Source organism: Paraburkholderia sp. J67, assembly GCF_905220265.1.
GTDB lineage: Bacteria > Pseudomonadota > Gammaproteobacteria > Burkholderiales > Burkholderiaceae > Paraburkholderia.
The window spans coordinates 226178-244296 of the sequence record NZ_CAJMZK010000001.1; the positions used below are offsets into that span (position 1 = coordinate 226178).

At 64.8% G+C, this 18119-nt stretch carries 18 protein-coding genes; 12 read left to right on the forward strand and 6 right to left on the reverse strand.

The genetic code is table 11. The features are described from left to right. Positions 1-27: 27 nt before the first annotated feature. The 7 genes from U5782_RS00985 to U5782_RS01015 all read left to right on the forward strand — a co-directional run bounded on the left by U5782_RS00985 (position 28) and on the right by U5782_RS01015 (position 5346). The gene (locus tag U5782_RS00985; protein ID WP_322041998.1) at positions 28-1029 is read left to right on the forward strand and encodes a zinc-dependent alcohol dehydrogenase family protein; all 1002 of its coding nucleotides are present in this window, start codon (positions 28-30) and stop codon (positions 1027-1029) included. 193 nt (positions 1030-1222) lie between these two features. Next, complete coding sequence (locus tag U5782_RS00990) at positions 1223-1693, forward strand: universal stress protein (protein WP_322041999.1); 471 nt, start codon at positions 1223-1225, stop codon at positions 1691-1693. 394 nt (positions 1694-2087) lie between these two features. Beyond that, positions 2088-2567, forward strand: a complete 480-nt coding sequence (locus tag U5782_RS00995) for a hypothetical protein (RefSeq protein WP_322042000.1) — start codon at positions 2088-2090, stop codon at positions 2565-2567. Position 2568: 1 nt separating this feature from the next. Then, positions 2569-3315 carry an acetoacetyl-CoA reductase gene (gene phbB / locus U5782_RS01000; RefSeq protein ID WP_322042001.1) on the forward strand — a complete coding sequence of 249 codons (747 nt, stop codon included), beginning with the start codon at positions 2569-2571 and terminating at the stop codon, positions 3313-3315. A 232-nt stretch (positions 3316-3547) separates the two neighbouring features. Then, a complete protein-coding gene (locus U5782_RS01005; RefSeq protein ID WP_322042002.1) occupies positions 3548-3793 on the forward strand; it encodes a hypothetical protein in 246 nt (81 codons plus the stop codon). A gap of 163 nt (positions 3794-3956) precedes the next feature. Then, on the forward strand, positions 3957-4118 hold the full coding sequence (locus U5782_RS01010) for a hypothetical protein (protein ID WP_322042003.1): 162 nt from the start codon (positions 3957-3959) through the stop codon (positions 4116-4118). 247 nt (positions 4119-4365) lie between these two features. Next, positions 4366-5346 (forward strand): hypothetical protein, encoded by a 981-nt coding sequence (locus tag U5782_RS01015; protein WP_322042004.1) that lies wholly within the window; start codon positions 4366-4368, stop codon positions 5344-5346. 21 nt (positions 5347-5367) lie between these two features. Here the strand turns inward: U5782_RS01015 and U5782_RS01020 are convergent, their stop codons facing one another. Next, positions 5368-6084, reverse strand: coding sequence for an SH3 domain-containing protein (locus U5782_RS01020; RefSeq protein WP_322042005.1), 717 nt, complete (start codon positions 6082-6084; stop codon positions 5368-5370). A 295-nt stretch (positions 6085-6379) separates the two neighbouring features. On the opposite strand from U5782_RS01020, the gene U5782_RS01025 reads away from it, so the two are divergent. Beyond that, positions 6380-7702, forward strand: coding sequence for a TIGR00366 family protein (locus U5782_RS01025; RefSeq protein ID WP_322042006.1), 1323 nt, complete (start codon positions 6380-6382; stop codon positions 7700-7702). A 29-nt stretch (positions 7703-7731) separates the two neighbouring features. Here the strand turns inward: U5782_RS01025 and U5782_RS01030 are convergent, their stop codons facing one another. Both U5782_RS01030 and U5782_RS01035 read right to left on the reverse strand, forming a co-directional pair. Further along, positions 7732-8109 (reverse strand): DUF488 domain-containing protein, encoded by a 378-nt coding sequence (locus tag U5782_RS01030; protein ID WP_322042007.1) that lies wholly within the window; start codon positions 8107-8109, stop codon positions 7732-7734. Next, on the reverse strand, positions 8106-8753 hold the full coding sequence (locus tag U5782_RS01035) for a uracil-DNA glycosylase family protein (protein WP_322042512.1): 648 nt from the start codon (positions 8751-8753) through the stop codon (positions 8106-8108). Before U5782_RS01035 ends, U5782_RS01030 begins: the two co-directional genes overlap by 4 nt. A 211-nt stretch (positions 8754-8964) precedes the next feature. Between U5782_RS01035 and U5782_RS01040 the strand changes: the two genes are divergently transcribed. The 4 genes from U5782_RS01040 (at position 8965) to dld (ending at position 14970) form a co-directional block, all read left to right on the forward strand. Further along, positions 8965-10455: a GntP family permease gene (locus tag U5782_RS01040; protein WP_322042008.1), complete on the forward strand. Its 1491-nt coding sequence runs from the start codon at positions 8965-8967 to the stop codon at positions 10453-10455. A gap of 73 nt (positions 10456-10528) precedes the next feature. Beyond that, positions 10529-12073: a hopanoid C-3 methylase HpnR gene (hpnR, locus tag U5782_RS01045; protein WP_322042009.1), complete on the forward strand. Its 1545-nt coding sequence runs from the start codon at positions 10529-10531 to the stop codon at positions 12071-12073. Positions 12074-12188: 115 nt separating this feature from the next. Next, entirely contained in the window at positions 12189-13088 is a 900-nt protein-coding gene (locus U5782_RS01050; protein ID WP_322042010.1) for a LysR family transcriptional regulator, read from the forward strand. A 133-nt stretch (positions 13089-13221) separates the two neighbouring features. Next, a complete protein-coding gene (gene dld / locus U5782_RS01055) occupies positions 13222-14970 on the forward strand; it encodes a D-lactate dehydrogenase (protein ID WP_322042011.1) in 1749 nt (582 codons plus the stop codon). 62 nt (positions 14971-15032) lie between these two features. On the opposite strand, the gene U5782_RS01060 is transcribed toward dld, so the two are convergent. The 3 genes from U5782_RS01060 to U5782_RS01070 all read right to left on the reverse strand — a co-directional run bounded on the left by U5782_RS01060 (position 15033) and on the right by U5782_RS01070 (position 18095). Next, a complete protein-coding gene (locus tag U5782_RS01060) occupies positions 15033-15794 on the reverse strand; it encodes a DUF4410 domain-containing protein (RefSeq protein ID WP_322042012.1) in 762 nt (253 codons plus the stop codon). Positions 15795-15972: 178 nt separating this feature from the next. Beyond that, positions 15973-17382: an ATP-binding protein gene (locus tag U5782_RS01065; protein WP_322042013.1), complete on the reverse strand. Its 1410-nt coding sequence runs from the start codon at positions 17380-17382 to the stop codon at positions 15973-15975. Next, positions 17382-18095, reverse strand: a complete 714-nt coding sequence (locus tag U5782_RS01070) for a response regulator (RefSeq protein WP_322042014.1) — start codon at positions 18093-18095, stop codon at positions 17382-17384. The genes U5782_RS01065 and U5782_RS01070 overlap by 1 nt, the downstream gene beginning before the upstream one ends. Between the last annotated feature and the right edge of the window lie 24 nt (positions 18096-18119).

Sequence of the window (18119 nt, forward strand, 5' to 3'; positions counted from 1 at the left end):
CCAACGCGCAACGCGAGGAGGATGACGATGCGAGCGATGCTGTTCGACGGAACGAGCCCGCTACTGCGTGAGACGGAACTGCCCGATCCGGTCCCGAAAGCGGGCGAGTTGCTGATCGACGTGCATGCCTGCGGCGTATGTCGCACCGATCTGCATGTGGTCGATGGCGACCTGACCGAACCGAAGCGCCCCGTGATTCCGGGGCACGAGATCGTCGGTACTGTGGCCGCGCTCGGGGCGGGCGTGACGGGGTTCGCGCCGGGCGATCGCGTGGGCGTGCCGTGGCTCGGCCATACCTGCGGGCATTGCCGTTTCTGCCTCGCCGGGCGAGAGAATCTCTGCGATGCGCCGGCTTTCACGGGCTATACCCTCGACGGCGGCTATGCCGAACGCGTCGTCGCCGACGCGCATTACTGCTTCCATCTGCCGCGCCAGTACAGCGACGTCGAGGCCGCGCCCCTGCTTTGCGCGGGGCTGATCGGCTATCGCACGCTCGTGCTCGCGGGCGACGCGTCGCGTATTCGACATATCGGCATTTATGGATTTGGCGCGGCGGCGCATATCGTCGCGCAGGTCGCGCGGCATCAGGGGCGCACGGTGTACGCATTCACGCGCCCGGGCGACGAGGCCGCCCAGCGCTTCGCCCTGCGGCTCGGCGCTATCTGGGCGGGCGGTAGCGACGAAACGCCGCCCGAGCCGCTCGACGCCGCGCTCCTCTTTGCGCCGGTCGGCGCGCTCGTGCCCGCGGCGTTGCGGACCGTGACGAAGGGCGGCACGGTCGTCTGCGGCGGTATCCACATGAGCGATATCCCGTCGTTTCCCTACGCGTGGCTGTGGGAGGAGCGCCGTATCGTTTCAGTGGCGAACCTCACGCGCGACGACGGCGCGGCGTTCATGGCGATCGCCGCGCGCCACACGCTGGAGATCGAGACCACGCCGTATCCGCTCGCGCGCGCGAACGACGCCCTTGCCGATCTGCGTGCGGGCCGCCTCACGGGGGCGGCCGTGCTGACGATGCGCGAGGCGTAGCGATAAGCGCATTGATGCATAGGGCGACGACGTGCCGCAGCGCGGCGCGTGGATTTGGCCTTATCTATTTAAAGGCCGTCGCGATGCGCGGCAGGTAAGAGAGTAAGAGGGCAATATCGCGACGCAGACATTCCGGTTGTGCGGGCCGTTTCGCGGCCTGCGCGCCATCATGGGCGATGCCCGGGGGGTGATCATGTACAAGCAGATTCTGGTGGCGGTCGACGGTAGCCGCGGCGGACGCCGCGCACTCGACGAGGCCGTGAAGGTCGCGAAAGCGACAGGTGGCGCGGTCCAGGCGCTGTGCGTGGTTCAGCATCCGGCGCGCCTCGTCGATATCAGCACGGGGTTCGCGGAAGAGCAGACGCGCCAGTCCGCCGAAGCCGATGCCGCCACGGCGGCACTCGAAGAAGCAAAGACCGTGTTCGCACAGGCCGGCATCACCGGCACGACGCGCGCTGCCGATTCGAGCGGCGAGGAGATCGCCGCCGTGATCCTGCGCATCGCCGCGGAAGAGGACGCCGATCTGGTCGTGCTCGGCACGCGCGGTTTGTCGGGTGTGAAACGGCTGTTGCTCGGCAGTGTGGCGGAGTCGTTTTTGCGCATCGCCGACCGGCCTGTCATGCTCGTGCGCGAAGATGCGACCCAGGCGAGCGAGGCGGCCTGACGAAGCGTGTCGATATCGCATCGCCGAATCGGAAAATAAATGCTTAGGCCGATTCACTGAGCATTTTGCGTCGATCAAATATCTCTATATTAGATTTTGATCAAACGGGCTGGAACAATTCTTCGAGCGCCGCGCGGCTATCATGCCTATGATGTGGCTTGGCCTTGCGTCCACGAATTGAACCGGACTCCGAATTATCTGTGCGTCGAGTCGCAGGTTTGTTGCACTGCAATTTGGGCGCTGCGTCATCGTTAAACGATCCTCTGAAGCCGCTTCAGACATCGTCGTTCTCTGCGTCAACCCTTGGTGTTTTTCACGCTGCCGCCGTGGCGCGGCGGCGTGAAATCGTTTCTGTTCCGTACCAGGCAAAGCGCTGTCAAAAGGAAAACCGATCATGCCCAATGCTTCCCATCCGTCGTTCGATGCTTATCGCAGCAGCGCGTCTGCTGCGCTGCAATGGCTGGTTCAGCAGCAGCAATGGCGCGCGCAGGTCGTGAATCTGTTGCAGCGCCGCATCGCGCGCGATCAGGCCGTGCTGGACGGCACGATCGAGTCGCTGCGCGGCGCGCAAAGCTGGAGCGATTTCGGCGCGGCGAGCCAGACTATCTGGCGCGACTATCTGATGGCGAGTGCGGCGCTCTGGCAGGAAAGCGCGGCGGCGACGGTGCAGGGCTCGGGCGCCTGGGCCAATCTTGCGCGCGACATGTTGCAGCAGTGGCAGGACACGTTCGCGGGGCTACAACCCGGCGCGGTAGCGGCGGCCACCCCGGGCGGCGTGGCGTTGCCGATGCGCGACTGGATGGCGGCCTTCGAACGCGCGATGTCGGCCGCAAGCGGTGCGGCCCCGACGCAGACCCACGCGCACGGGGGCTAGCATGGGCGCCGAACGGATCGCATTTATCACGGGCGGCATGGGCGGCCTTGGCGCGGCCATCAGCCGGCGTCTCGCCGACGCGGGCGTCACCGTCGCGCTTTCCTGCTCGAAGGGCAACGATCGCATGGCCACCTGGCTCGACGCCGAACGCTCAGCAGGGCGGCAATTTCACGCCTATTCGCTCGATGTCGCCGACTTCGACGCCTGCCAACAGGTGGGCGCACGCGTGCTGAGCGATCTCGGCCGTGTCGATATTCTGGTGAACAACGCGGGCATCACCAGCGACCGGGGCTTCGCAAAAATGACGAAAGCCGACTGGGACGCCGTCATGCGCACGAACCTCGATTCGCTGTTCAACGTGACCAAGCCCTTCGTGCCCGGCATGCTCGAACGCGGTTTTGGGCGCGTCGTGAATATCGGCTCTGTCAACGGTTCGCGCGGCGCTTTCGGGCAAGCCAACTATTCGGCGGCCAAGGCGGGGCTGCACGGCTTCACGAAGGCGTTGGCACTGGAAGTGGCGAAAAAGGGCGTGACGGTGAATACGGTCTCGCCCGGCTATCTCGCGACGCAAATGGTTGAAGCCGTACCCGCCGACGTCATGCAGCAGCGCATCTTGCCGCAGATTCCCATCGGACGTCTGGGCCAGCCCGACGAGGTGGCGGCGCTGGTCGCGTTTCTCTGCTCGGATGACGCGGGCTTCATCACCGGTGCGGATATCGCCATCAACGGCGGCATGCATATGCACTAGTTCCACTGCTGGCATAAAAATAATAATCAGGATTCCGATATTTGCATTGAAATACAAATATCGGAATTTAAAATTCATTAAACCGCATTCTCTATGCGCCATTTTTCATGGCGACATTATTACTTTTTGATCAACGATCGCGCGGTAACGCAGTGAAACACGACTGTAGCGAAACTGTACGTTTTGACCGCTATGCTGATTTGCACGGTGAGATCTGAACAGGAGAATTTCGATGCTCAGTCATCACGAACTGGCGGCGCTGCTGCTGATTCGCGACGCCAGCGCGCCGCTCCAGACACTCGATGCCGACTTCATGGCGCTTGCGCGCTACCAGCTCGTCGAAATGGACGAAGACGAACGCGGCTACGCACCGCGCCTGACGATGCGCGGCCAGGAATTATTGCGTCGGCTTACATACGCAAGGCACGACGAGCCGTATGGTCATTCGGAGCGTGCCGGCGGGCAGGGCGCCAATTGACAACGGCCCAACGTAGGCGCTCGGCTGGCCGCCGCGCGTCGCTTGTCAAGCGTTCGACATCCAGCGCTACGCCCGTTACAAAGCTGTAACGAAATTGCGCGCACTCTGCGATACAGTGCCGGCTCTCATTTCAAAAACCTCTGCATTGTCCGAGAGTCTGTCCATGAAAGCCGTTGTCAAGCCGTTCGCCCGTCTGTCCGCCCTGATGCTCTGCGCCGCGCTGGCCGCACCGCTGGTCGCCGTTGCCGCACCGAATCATCACGAAGTGTGTCACGTCGAGAATCACAATCATCACCCGGTGCGAGTCTGCCACCGCGCGCACTAATCGGCGCAATGAAATGCCGCACTTTGGTGCGGTATTTTTTCATCGATCATAGTTAGCAATCCAAATTATAAAATCGAAAAATATGAAGCGACGTCGTTAGATTTCGTAATTCAAAGAGATCAAGCGAAAGCGTTTCCAATGCGCATGTATGCATTTTGCATGCTAAGGTAAATAGACGTATGCGGAGAAAATCGATTCGAAGATCGACCGCTTGATCACGTCTATTTATCGCCGGGAAAGTTCGAAAATGAAACGAGCATGGGGGTTCGCGATTGCCGTCGCGACGTTGTCGGCCTCGTGCGATAGCGCGTTCGCGCAGGAGTTCACGCTGTTTGCCGGGCCGCTCAGGAGTGGCGCCGACCACACGTATTCGTGGGAAATGAATTATCTGGAGGGCTTCGGGCCATATTTCGCCGGCAGCATCTCCTGGCTCAATGAAGGCCATATTCCCGATCATCACCGCGACGGGCAGACATTTCAGGCCTGGGCGCGCTTGCCGCTCGCACAGCGGCGTCTCGTGTTCGCGCTGGGCGCCGGGCCATATCGTTACTTCGACACGGAAGCCGCCAAACAGGGCGAGGGCTATTCCAATACGCACGGCTGGGGTGTGGTCTACAGCGCGCGCGCCACGTGGTATGCAACGCACCGTTGGACGGCCAACCTGCAACTCGATCGCGTGCAGGTGACGCATGGACCGTCCACCACGGCGGTGATGCTTGGCATCGGCTATCAGCTCGATGCGCCCGATACACCCGGCCCGCGCGATTTCGCGTTGCCGCGCACGCACGATGTCACGAATAACGAAATTACGTTGATGGCGGGCGAGACGATCCTCAACAGCCTGGAATCGCAGACTTCCGCGGCCGAAGCCATCGAATACCGGCGCGGGCTCACGCACTGGCTCGACGGCACCATCGGATATCTGCACGAGGGCAGCGGCATCACCGCGCGGCGCGACGGCGGCACCGCGCAACTCTGGCTAACCCGCGCGTTTCTCGACGACCGCCTCACGCTCGGCTTTGGCGCAGGGCTGTATGCCGCGATCCATCACGGCCAGAATGGCGACGATCGCGATACCGGTGACGGCATCCTGTCGGGCCTGGTTTCCGTGTCGGCGTCGTACCGTCTCACGCAGCATTGGTCGACGCGCGTGACGTGGAACCGCGTCGTCACGCGCTACAGCCGCGATACCGATGTGATCATGGGCGGCATCGGCTACCGTTTCTGATTCCGCCCTGATCCGGGTCACTTAATTGCCGGGGCGACCGCCGCCCCCGCCACCGCCGCCGGGCGGCCGGTTTCCGCCGCCTCCACCTCCACCGCCGCCAGGCGGTCGGCCTCCACCTCCGGGCGGACGTGCACCGCTATTGCCCGGCGGTCGGGCGCCGCCCTGGCCAGGAGGCCGCGCCCCGCTGTTTCCGGGAGGTCGGGCGCCGTTGTTCGGCGGACGGTTCTGATGGCCATTGCCCGCGCCCGGCCGGTTGCCGGGATGGCCGCCGGGCGGCCGCGCGCCATGAGAAGGCGGGCGCACCGCAGGCGGCGGTCCCGGCCGCGGGCCGGGATGCCGGTTCCAGCGCGCCTGATTGTTGTACCAGGGCCGGTCACGATAATAGTTGCCCCAATACGCGCCAATCGAGAAGGTGAGGATCGGCAGACCGATGGCCGCGCCGTAAGTCATCAGCGGCACGCGTGCGCCCTGGTACGGGTACGAGATATAGCTGCCGTAGACCCAGCCGCGCAGGCCGGGGAGGCTCACGTCGCACCAGCTATAGCCGGCCACGCAGCCCATCACGGCGAGCGAGACGCCGCCTGGCACCTGGGCCACGACGGGATAGTCGCCGGCGGGCCCGGCGTAGAGATTGACGGTCGTGCTGGTGAACCCCTGGCTCTGTGCGAGCGCTGGCGCCGGGGCCGCGAATACGGCGGCCAGACCGGCGAGCGTCGCACCGACGAGCTGCTTGCGCATCGCTGCTCCTCCGTGGTTGAACTGCCCGGTGAATTTTTATTGCGATATCAGGCACTACGGTAACAGATAAGGGTTTTTTGACGCGGCTACGCATGTAACGGCTTATTTCGTCGCATGACCGCGCCAATCGCAATATTTCGGGATATTCCGGCGGCTATGGCGCCTGAGCGGCGTCACACGAAAAAAACCGCATTGTGCAAGAATCGCGACTCGGCCCGGGCGGCGCTCCATGTGATGCCTGAGGCCGGACTCGAATCAGAAAGATCAGAAATAGAGAAAGACCAGGAGCAGACAAGTGATTCAACGCATTGCGGGATTTTTCACGGGCGTGGTGCACCGGTTTTTACCGGACCCGCTCATCTTCGCCATCCTCTTGACCGTCGTGACCTTCGTGCTGGCGTTTGCCTTGACGCCGCAACCGCCCGACGCGCTCATCATGATGTGGGGCTCGGGTTTCTGGAATCTGCTCGCCTTTGCGATGCAGATGGTGCTGATTCTCGTGACGGGCCACGCGCTGGCCAGCTCCGGCCCGGTCAAGCGCCTGCTGGTTGCGCTCGCAAGCTGCGCGCGCACGCCGGGGCAGGGCGTGATGCTGGTCGCCTTCGTGGGCGCCGTGGCCTGCGCGATCAACTGGGGTTTCGGTCTGGTGCTGGGCGCGATGTTCTCGCGCGAAGTGGCGCGTCGCGTGCGCGGCACCGATTACCGGCTGCTGGTCGCGGCCGCGTACATGGGTTTTCTGACGTGGCACGGCGGGCTCTCGGGTTCGGTGCCGCTGGTTGCGGCCACCAAGGGCAATCCGATGGAAAAGACCATCGGCCTGATTCCCGTCTCGCACACCATTTTCACGGGCTATAACGCGTTCATCACGATCGGGCTGATCGTGATGCTGCCGATTCTCGTGCGCCTGATGATGCCCAAGCCCGAGGACGTCGTCTCGGTCGATCCGGCGTTGCTCGAAGACCCGCCCACGGTCGAGCGCAAGCTCGGGCCCGATGCGACCTTCGCCGAGCGCATCGAGGAAAGCCGTGCGCTTTCGCTGCTGGTCGCGGCGTTGTGCGCGGTGTTTCTCGGCTTGCGTTTCCACGCGAAGGGCTTCGCGCTCGACATCGACACTGTGAACCTCGTGTTCCTCGCCGCCGGTCTCGTCCTGCACAAAACGCCCATGGCCTATGCACGCGCCGTGGCAGGCGCGGCGCGCGGCGCCTCGGGCATCATGATCCAGTTCCCGTTCTACGCGGGCATCCAGGCGCTGATGGACCACTCGGGCCTCGCGGGCGTCATCACGAAATGGTTCGTCGATATCGCCAACGTGCACACCTTCCCGCTGCTAGCGTTCCTGAGTTCGGCGGTCATCAACTTCGCGGTGCCTTCGGGCGGCGGTCACTGGGTCGTGCAGGGGCCGTTCGTGATGCCGGCGGCGCAGGCGCTGGGCGCGGACCTCGGCAAGTCGGCGATGGCGATTGCCTACGGCGAAGCGTGGACCAATATGGCGCAACCGTTCTGGGCGCTGCCCGCGCTCGCAATCGCAGGCCTCGGCGTGCGCGACATCATGGGCTATTGCGTGACCACGCTGCTGTTTTCGGGCGCGGTGTTTATCGCGGGGCTTTACCTGTTTTAAGGCCGTGTTTTAAGGGGTAGAAAGCGGCGTCACGCGTGGCGCCGCTTTTTCAGCAGAAAATCGCGCAGCACGACCGCGTGATTCTGTTCGGTGTTTTGCGCGCCGTAGAGCAGCACGATCGCACCCAACTGGCTGGCCTCGACGAGCGGCGCCCACGCGTCGTGGTTCGCGTCGAGTTCGGCCAGATAACGCTGCCTGAATTCGTCCCACTGCGCCGCGTCGTGCTCGCTGGCGTGAAACCACTGGCGCAGCGCCGTGCTCGGCGCGGCCTCCTTGGCCCATGTGACTCCCGCGAGCCGTTCCTTGCGGATGCCGCGCGGCCAGAGCCGATCCACCAGAAAGCACGTTTCGCCGCCTTCGGGCAGCGGCTCGTAGACGCGCTGAATGGCGATCTTCGCTACGCTCATCGTTCGTTCTCCTTGTCGTTGGAATTTTCGTGAGGTATTGCACGCGCATCGGCCAGCGATGCCGTAACGCGTTCGCGCAACGCCGGCAGCACTTCATGCTCGAACCACGGATGACGCTTGAACCACCCCTGATTGCGCGGCGAGGGATGCGGTAGCGGCACGATGGCCGGACCATATTCGCGCCACGCCTGCACCGTTTCCGTGAGCGTGGCCTTGCGCCGATCGCCCAGCACGTAACGCTGCGCGTACTGGCCGACCAGTAGCGTCAACCGCACCTCGGGCAGCAGGGCGAAAAGGCGCGCGTGCCAAAGCGCTGCGCATTCGGGCCTCGGCGGATTGTCGCCGCCGCCACCACGGCCTGGATAGCAGAAGCCCATCGGCACGAGGGCGACGTGCGCGGCGTCATAGAAGCGGTCGGCGTCGATGCCGAGCCATGAACGCAGGCGCTTGCCGCTCGCGTCGTCCCACGGGATCCCCGAAGCGTGCACCTTCGCCCCCGGCGCTTGACCGATGATCAAAAGACGCGCGCTCGAGCTGGCTTGCAACACTGGACGCGGGCCGAGCGGTAGCGCATCAGCGCACGCGCGACAGGCACGGATCTCGGTCAGCAGATGTGGCAGCGGGCGGGCTTCAGACACGGCGATGGCGATTTCGACGCGATAGCGCCGAAACAAAAAAGGATACCCAGTCTATCAAACGCGCCAGCCGCCGCGGCTGCGGCACCCGCGCGAGCCGGATTCGGGTTTTCCTGTAACCTCGCCGCTGGTCCACGAGCCACGGAGCCGCCATGCCCGCCGAACGCGACACGACGTCTTGCGCCACCCGCATCGCACCGCTGTCAGGCGAGGTGGGCCAATGAGCGGCGGCGCACTGGCGCTCGGTCTCACGGGCATGCTGGCGAGCCTCGCGCTGCTCATCTGGCTTGCGTACCGCGGCTGGAGCGTGCTGCTGCTCGCACCGCTCTGCGCGATGGTGGCGGCGCTGATCTCCGGCCAGCCCGTGCTCGCGCACTGGACCCAGACCTTCATGCCCAGCACGGGCCGTTTTCTCGCACAGTTCTTCCCGTTGTTCCTGCTCGGCTCGCTGTTTGGCAAGCTGATGGAGGACAGCGGCTCGGTGGACGCCGTCGCGCAGTTCATGATCGACCGGCTCGGCACCCGCCATGCGCTCGCGGCGGTGGTGCTGGGCGGCGCGCTAGTCACCTATGGCGGCGTGAGCCTGTTCGTGGCCTTCTTCGTGCTCGCGCCGATGGCCCAGGCGCTGTTCCGTTCCGCCGATATTCCGCGCCGCCTGATGCCGGCCGCGATCATGCTCGGCACCGCCACGTTCACGATGTCGGCGCTGCCCGGCACGCCCGCGCTGCAAAACGCGATTCCGATGCCGTTCTTCGGCACCACGCCGTTCGCAGCGCCCGGACTCGGCATCGTCGCGACGATCGTGATGGCGGGCTTCGGGCTCTGGTGGCTCGGCCGCTCAGCGGCCGCGGCGCGCCGCAACGGCGAAGGCTTCATCGAGCCCGCCGGCGGCGGCGCCGACGACGATACGCGCGGCAAGTCCCCGCTGGTGCGCGAGCGCGCCAACGTCGCGCAGACCTTCGATCCCGCCGAGATCGACAGCGGCGCGGATTCCTCAGACTACGCAGGTCCGCCGCCGCCCTGGGTCGCGCTTGCGCCGCTCGCGGTGGTCGTGGCGATGAACTTCGTGATGAACGTCGTGGTGTTCCCGCGCATCGACGCCTCGTATCTCGCCGAACCGCGCTGGGGCGCAACGACGCTCCACGGCGTCTCGGGCGTGTGGGGCGTCTCGGTGGCGCTCGCGCTCGGCATTCTCGTGCTCGTCGCGCTCAATCGTGGGCGCCTGGGCGCGCTGCGCGAAAGCGTCGATGCGGGCGCGAACGCGGCCGTCTTGCCCGTGCTCAGCGTCGGCAGTCTGGTGGGCTACGGCGCGGTGATCGCCGCGCTGCCCGCGTTCGAGGTCGTGCGCGACTGGGTGCTCGGCATCGGCGGCGGCCCGCTCGTCTCGCTCGCGGTGGCGACGAATCTGCTCGCGGGCCTCACCGGTTCGGCCTCGGGCGGACTCACGATTGCGCTCGACGCGCTTGGCAGCACTTATATGCAACTGGCCGCGCAGCACCATATCGATCCCGCGCTGCTGCATCGCGTTGCGGTGATTTCGTCGGGCACGCTCGACAGCCTGCCGCACAACGGCGCGGTGGTCACGCTGCTGGCCGTGTGCGGTTCGACCCATCGCGAGAGCTATCGCGACATCGTGGTCGTGAGCATCGTGGGCGCGATTCTGGCCCTGGCCGTGGTGATCGTGCTGGGCTCGCTGTTCGGCAGCTTCTGAAGCGGGCGCGCGCGAAGGCGCGTAGACTCGCCCGGTGCAGCCGTGTCACGCAACCGCCGTGCGAGGAGGTTTCATGAGATTGCTTGCGGTCCACCCGAGCGGGCTGATGTACACGCGCGTGTTCCTGCGGCTCGAACCGCTGGGTCTCGAATCGGTGGCCGGCGCGGCGCGCGACGCGGGTCACGACGTGCGCCTGCTCGACCTCCAGGTCGAAAGCCATCGCGACCTGATGCGCCTCGTGCGCGAATGGCGGCCCGAAGCGCTTTGCTTTTCGGGCAATTATCTGGCCAATATCCCCGAAATCGTCGATCTGTCGAAGGCCGTCAAAGCGGCGCTGCCTTCGTGCTTCGTGTTCGTGGGCGGCCATAGCGTGTCGTTTACGGCGCCCGATCTGCTGCGTCATGCCGATGGCGCAATCGACTGCATTTTGCGCGGCGAAGGCGAGGCGTCGATCAACGATCTGCTTGCGACGGTCACACAAGGCGGCGATCTGCTCGCGGTGCCCGGCGTGGTGGCGCGCGAAGGCTCGGGTCCGCCGCCGCGTTTCGTCGAGCATCTCGATGGCGTGAAACCCGCGCGCGATCTGCTGCGCCACCGGCGCAAATACTTCATCGGCACGCTCGACCCGTGCGCCTCGATCGAATTCGCGCGCGGTTGCCCGTGGGACTGCACGTTTTGCAGCGCATGGACCTTCTATGGGCGCAGTTACCGCACGCGCAGCCCCGAAGTCGTGGTGGAGGAGCTGGCCGCGCTGCGCGAGCCGGGCGTGTTTATCGTCGACGATGTGGCCTTCGTGCACGCCGAACACGGCATGGCGATCGCCGATGCGATCCGTCAACGTGGCATCAAGAAACGCTATTACCTGGAAACGCGCGGCGACGTGCTCCTGCGCAACAAGGACGTGTTCCGTGCCTGGCAGACGCTCGGGCTCAAATATATGTTCCTGGGTCTGGAGGCGATCGACGAGGAGGGGCTCAAGGCGTTTCGCAAGCGCATCAGCCTCGACCGCAATTTCGAGGCGCTGGAGTTCGCGCGCTCGCTGGGCATCACGGTGGCCGTGAACCTGATCGCCGATCCCGACTGGGACCATGCGCGCTTCGAGACGATCCGCCAGTGGTGCCTGGACATTCCCGAGATCGTGAATATCAGCGTGAATACGCCATATCCGGGCACGGAGAACTGGCAGCAAGAGTCGCGCCGTTTGACGAGCCTCGATTACCGGCTCTATGACATTCAGCATGCGGTGGTGCCCACGCGCTTGCCGCTGCCCGAGTTCTACGCGGAATTGGTGCGCACGCAACAAGTGCTCAACCGCAAGCATCTGGGCTGGACCGCGCTGCGTGGCGCGATGGGGCAGGCTGCGCATCTGCTGCTGCGCGGCCAGACCAACTTCGTACGCATGCTCTGGAAGTTCAATTCGGTCTTCGATCCGCGCCTGCAACTGGCCGATCACGCGCGCCGTGTGGACTACGAGATGACGCCGCCGCCTGCTGCGACAGGGGCGCCCCAGACCGATATGAAAACCGTCTATATCCACGGCCCGAGCGGGCGCCGGGGCCGCAAGATCGACGATGCCACCGAAAAATTCGTCGACGAAACACGTATGGGCGCGGGCTGAGCGTCACGCTTTTTGCTGCCTGATTGCGGGTGTTTTTCGCATTCGCCGTTCGGCCGAATGGACGCGGGCGTCGATACGGTCCACACTGCGCGGATCGCATCAAGACGAAAAACATATGGAACTGCGCCAGCTCCGCTATTTTCTCGCCGTCGCCGAACATCTGCACTTCAGCGAGGCCGCGCGCGTGCTCGGCATCGCACAGCCGCCCCTGAGCCAGCAGATTATGAAGCTCGAAAAAGAGGTCGGCACGCGCCTGTTCGTGCGCCATTCGCGCCATGTCGAACTGACCGAAACGGGCCGGCTCTTTCGCGAGCGCGCGCGGCGTATCGTCGAAGATGCCGATCTGGCGCTGGCCGAGGCGCAGAATGCCGGGCGCGGTGAAACCGGGCGGCTCAATCTGGGCTTCGCGGGCTCGACCGTGTTCCATCCGCTCGTGGCCACGCTGTTGCAGCGCTACCGCAGTGCGTATCCGGGCGTGGCGATCGGCTGCGAGGAGAGCAATAGTTCGGTGCTGCTCGAACGTGTGAGCGAGGCCCGCGTGGATGCCGCGTTCGTGCGGCTGCCGCTGGATTGCCGCGGTCTGGAGACTCAGCCGCTCGTCGAAGAAGACGTGCTCGCCGTGTTGCCGCCGCGCCATCGTCTCGCGCGCCGCCGCAGCCTCGATCTGGCCGATCTCGCGGGCGATCCGCTGATTCTGTTTCCGCGCGCCATTGGCCCCGATCTCTACGATTCGATTATCAGCGCGTGTCGCGCGTCGGGCTTCAATCCGGTCATCAGCATGGAATCGCCGCAGATTTCCTCGACCGTCAATATGGCCGCGGCCGGCTTTGGCGTCACGCTGATTCCGTCGTCGATGCGGCAGATCCAGGCCAAGGGCGTGACCTACCACGCACTCAAGGGCGGCTCGCTGCACACAACCATCGCACTCGTACATCGCCCGCGCGAGCGCGCGTCGACCGTGCAGAATTTCGTGCGCATCCTGCGCGATACGGCACGGCATCCGCCGCAGCCATGAGGCCATGAACAGAGGGCTTGCCGCGATCCATATCTTTTTCGTCTTGATCGTCGCGAACGCGATATTGGACCTGGAGGGGTGCGACAAATTATCCTGATCGGATTCGCACCGCATTGCCTCAGGAGCCGTCCGCATGTCCACCGTCCCCCAACGCCCCGTTTCGTCCAGCACGGCGCGGCGCGAAGGGCGAGCGCCGCTCGTCACCTCGCTGCAAGCCATCGTCGGCCATCGCTATGTGCTTACCGGCGACGAGGCCACGCGCCGTTACCGCAAGGGATTTCGCTTCGGCGAAGGCAAAGTGGCCGCGGTCGTGCGGCCCGGCTCGCTGGTCGAGCAATGGCAGGTGCTGCAAGCCTGCGTGGCCGCGAATGCCATCGTCATTTCGCAGGCTTCGAACACGGGATTGACCGGCGGCTCCACGCCCGACGGCGACGACTACGACCGCGACGTGGTGATCGTGAGCATGACGCGTATGCGCACGGTCTATGTGATCGACGAGGGCAAGCAGGTGGTCTGCCTGCCCGGCGCCACGCTCGATCAACTGGAGCAGACGCTCAAACCGCTCGGCCGCGAGCCGCATTCGGTGATTGGCTCGTCGTGCATCGGCGCGTCGGTGGTGGGCGGCATCTGCAATAACTCGGGCGGCGCACTGGTGCGGCGCGGGCCCGCCTACACGGAGATGACGGTCTACGCGCAGGTCGATGCGCAAGGTCAACTCAGTCTCGTCAATCATCTTGGGATTCGTCTGGGCGACACGCCCGAACAGATTCTCGCGCGACTCGATCGCGGCGAACTGCCCGCAGCCGATATCCGCCACGACGCCGGCGCGGCCTCGGATCGCCATTACGCAGAGCACGTGCGCGACGTGGACGCCGCCACGCCCGCGCGCTACAACGCTGATCCGCTGCGTCTGCACGAAGCATCGGGATCGGCGGGCAAGGTGATGGTATTCGCGGTGCGGCTCGATACCTTTCCCATCGAGCAGGGCGCGAAGGTATTCTATATCGGCACCAACGCGACCTCCGAACTCACCGACGTGCGCCGACATCTACTGAGCGAACTGTCTAGCCTGCCGATTGCGGGGGAATACCTGCATCGAGACGCATTCGATATCGCCGAGCGCTATGGCAAGGACATGTTCCTGATGATCCAGCATCTGGGCACGCAGCGTCTGCCGGGGCTGTTCGCGCTCAAGAGCCGTTTCGACGCCTTTTTCGAGCGCTTTTCTTTCCTGCCCGCCCATCTGACCGACCGCGTGATGCAGGCGGTGAGCCGTCTGTTTCCGAGCCATCTGCCCTCGCGCTTGAAGGATTATCGCGAGCGATACGAACATCATCTGATGCTCAAGGTCAGCGCCGATACCGTGGACGAAACGCGCGACTTTCTCAAGCGCTATTTCGCGCAGGCGGGCGGAGACTTCTTCGAATGCACCGCCGAGGAAGGCACGAAAGCGTTCTTGCACCGCTTCGCGGCGGCAGGCGCGGCCGTGCGTTATCGCGCCGTGCATGGCGACGAAGTGGAAGATATCGTCGCGCTCGATATCGCTTTGCGGCGCAATGATCGCGAATGGTTCGAAATGCTGCCCGAAGCGGTCGAGCGTCCCATCGCCATCAAGCTTTATTACGGGCACTTTCTCTGCCACGTGTTTCATCAGGACTACATCGTGCGCAAGGGCAACGACTGTCTGGCGCTGGAGCACGAAATGTGGAAGCTGCTGGACGCGCGCGGCGCTGAATATCCGGCCGAACACAACGTCGGCCATCTCTATCATGCGAAGCCCGCGCTGAAGACCTTCTACGAGACACTCGATCCGTGCAACTGCTTTAATCCCGGCATCGGACAAACGTCGAAATTCGCGCATTATCGTGAAGGCACGCAGTAAATAAAAAACGGCGGTGCATATAGATGCACCGCCGTTTTACCAGCAAGCAACGCTCGCCGGATTCAGCCCGCCTTGCTTACCGGCACCCAGCCATTTTGCGTGGCGGCCTGCGCAAGCTGTTTGGCAATCGACTTGGCGAGCTTGCCCGCGTCGGCGGAAATCGTGTCGTGCTTCGCTTCCGAGGCGCCATGCACGCCCGCACCGGCCGCCGCCGACATCGCCACGTGGCCTGCCGCTGCGCCCACGCCCGCCGTTTCGGCGACGCCGGGCATATGGCCGCTATCGGCGTTCGCCTGGAAGGTGGCGAGGGCTTGCGGCGCGCCGTTGGCCGGCAGGTACGACACGGCGATGGTCGCGCCCACTTCGCTCTTGCCCGCGCCGAGGCCGATCAGCAGGCGACGACGACGGCTGCCTGCGTCGATCGTATCGATGCGGCCTTCTACCACGATCGCATCGCGTCCGGCAGGCACGGGGCCGTCCACGCGCATCGCGGGCAAGCCTTGCTTTTGAAGCTGCGCGACGATGTCGTTGGCGAGCTTTTCGCGCGCCGCGAGCGCCGCTTGTTGCTGCTGTTGCGCCGACGATTCGCCGCTCGCCATCGCCTTGATCTTCTGCGCCATGCCGCTGTCGAGTTTCACGACATCGGGCGAGATTTCGAACGCCGAGACGTAGATCACCTCGGCATGCACCTGCGGCAGCGGGCCGGCGGATTGCAACGCGCTAGCGGCCGAGGCGCAGCCCGAGGTGAACAGCGAACCGGCGAGCAGAGCCGCGCCAGCGATGCGCTTCGTCTTGTTGATGAAAGCGTGGAAGAGGGTGGTCATGTCGTATCGCCTGAACTGTCTTCGACACGCACGCATCAATCAGGATGCCGAACTATCGAAGCGGGTTGATTAACGCTGGCAGGGCGCTCGGCCTTTCGGCTGCGTGCGTCCCTCAGCACAGGCGCAAGTATGGGTGGAAGTGCGCGCTTATGCCACGCGCAAAGTATGTCGATCTATGTCACGGACGCGCGGCGGCCTGACTGGGCGCACCCGCAATCGGGGCAGGATTGAGTGAGAGCGTCACGATGGCTTCGAGGCCGCCGCCTTCACGGTCGATAAAGGTAAGCGAACCTCCTTGTTGCCGCGCGATTCGTTCGACGATTGCCAGCCCCAAACCCGTGCCGCCCGAATGCCCGCGCGCATTGCTGCCGCGGCTGAACGGCGATTTGAGGCGCTCCAGTTCTTCGGCGCGAATGCCGTTGCCGCGATCGCACACGGCCACGCAGGCAAAGCCGTTCGCTTGCCACGTGCGCACCAGCAGCCCGCTGCGGCCATAGACGACCGCGTTCTGCATGAGGTTCATCAGTAGTCGCATAACGGCCACCGGTCGAAACGCGAACACCGGCAACGCACCTTCCTCGAAATCGAATTCGTGCCCGAGCCCCGCGAAATCGGCGACAAGCTGGCCCGCAAGCGCGTTGAGATCGCCCTGCTGTGGCGTTTCGCGCTCGCCGCTGCCCGCGTAGTCCATGAACTGCTGAAGAATCGTGTCGATGGTGTCCAGATAGCCCTCGGCGGAAGCCACGAGGCTGTCGTTGGTGCCGCGCGGCAACGCCATCGCAATCGCCAGACGCAACTTCGTGAGCGGCGTGCGGATGTCGTGCGAAACGCCCGCGAGCATCAGCGCGCGGGTGGCTTCGGCCTGGCGCAGCGCCTCGGTCATCTGGTTGAAGGCTTGGCTCACCTGGGCGATTTCGGTCGGCCCGTTGGTAGGCAGCGGTGCGGGTGTTTCGCCCGCGCTCAGGCCGCGTGCCGCATGCGCAAGCTCGTCGAGCGGGCGGTTCAGGTGCAACTGGATGAGCCAGCCCGTGAGCGCCGCCAGCAGCGCGAGGCCGATCGACAGCACGATAGCCGTGGTGATGCCGCTCGCCTGAGCGTCGGCGGTCATCGGCAGGGCGATCCAGACGGGCTCGCCCGCCGCGTGCACGCGAATCCACAGGCGTGCCTCTTCCTCGTGGTCGTCGTCGGCGATTTCCCAGCGCACCGGCATGTCGGCGGGCAAATGGCGGCGCAGCGCTTCCAGAAAGACATCGCGCTGCCACGTACGGAAAAAGCGCAGCGGATTCATGGCGGGCGCGACCACGCTCGATGCCGGCACTTCGTTCTGCGCGTTCAGGCGCGCGGCGGCGGCGCGGCTTTCGGCGGGCGGCATCGACACGAGCATGTCGTCGAGCACTTTCACGTAGTCCGAAAAGATAATCGATGCGCGGTCGATGCGCGGACGCTGCACGAAATGCAGCAGCGCGCTCAGCGAACAGATCTGAGTGAGCGCGACGAGCACCACCAGCAGCGCGATATTGCGCGAGAGCAGCGAGCGCGGCAGCCAGCGCCTCGCGGAAGGGGGAGGACTCGCGGGTGCCGTCGCCATCAGGAATCGACCCCAGCCACCAGCATGTAGCCAATGCCCCAGACGGTCTTGATGAAGCGCGGCTTGGCCGGGTCATCCTCGACGATCTGGCGCAGCCGCAGGATCTGCACGTCGACGCTGCGATCGAGCGCGCTGTGGTCGCGCCCGCGCGCGCGGGCGAGCAGGTTTTCGCGGCTCACGGCGCGGTTCGGCGAGGAGCCTAGCGCGTGCAGCAGCAACATCTGCGCGGAATGCACGTCGATGGGCACGCCGTCGCGCATGAGCGTCTGCTGGCCGACATCGAAAACGAAATCGCCGAAACGCAGCCGCTGCGAGGTCACGCTGGGCTCGCCCGACGCCATCTTCTGGCGGCGCAGCAAGGCCTTGACGCGCGCGACCAGTTCGTCGGGCAGGAAGGGTTTGGCGAGGTAATCGTCGGCGCCGGTTTCGAGGCCGATCACCTTGTCCGCGGCGTCGCCCTTGGCCGTCAGCATGAGGATGGGCAAGGTGTGGCCTTCGGCGCGTAACCGGCGGCACACGCTCAGTCCGTCCTCCGGTTCCATCATCAGGTCGAGCACCAGCAGATCGTAGGGCTCGCGCTGCAGCATGCGGTCGAGGCGCTTGCCGTCCGCGACGGCGCGCACCTCGAAACCATGTCCGCTCAGGAAGCGTTGCAGCATGTTGCGTAACTCGGCTTCGTCGTCCAGCACGATGATGCGGTTCGCCTGCTCCATGGGCCGCCTCCGGCGGTAGTCGAT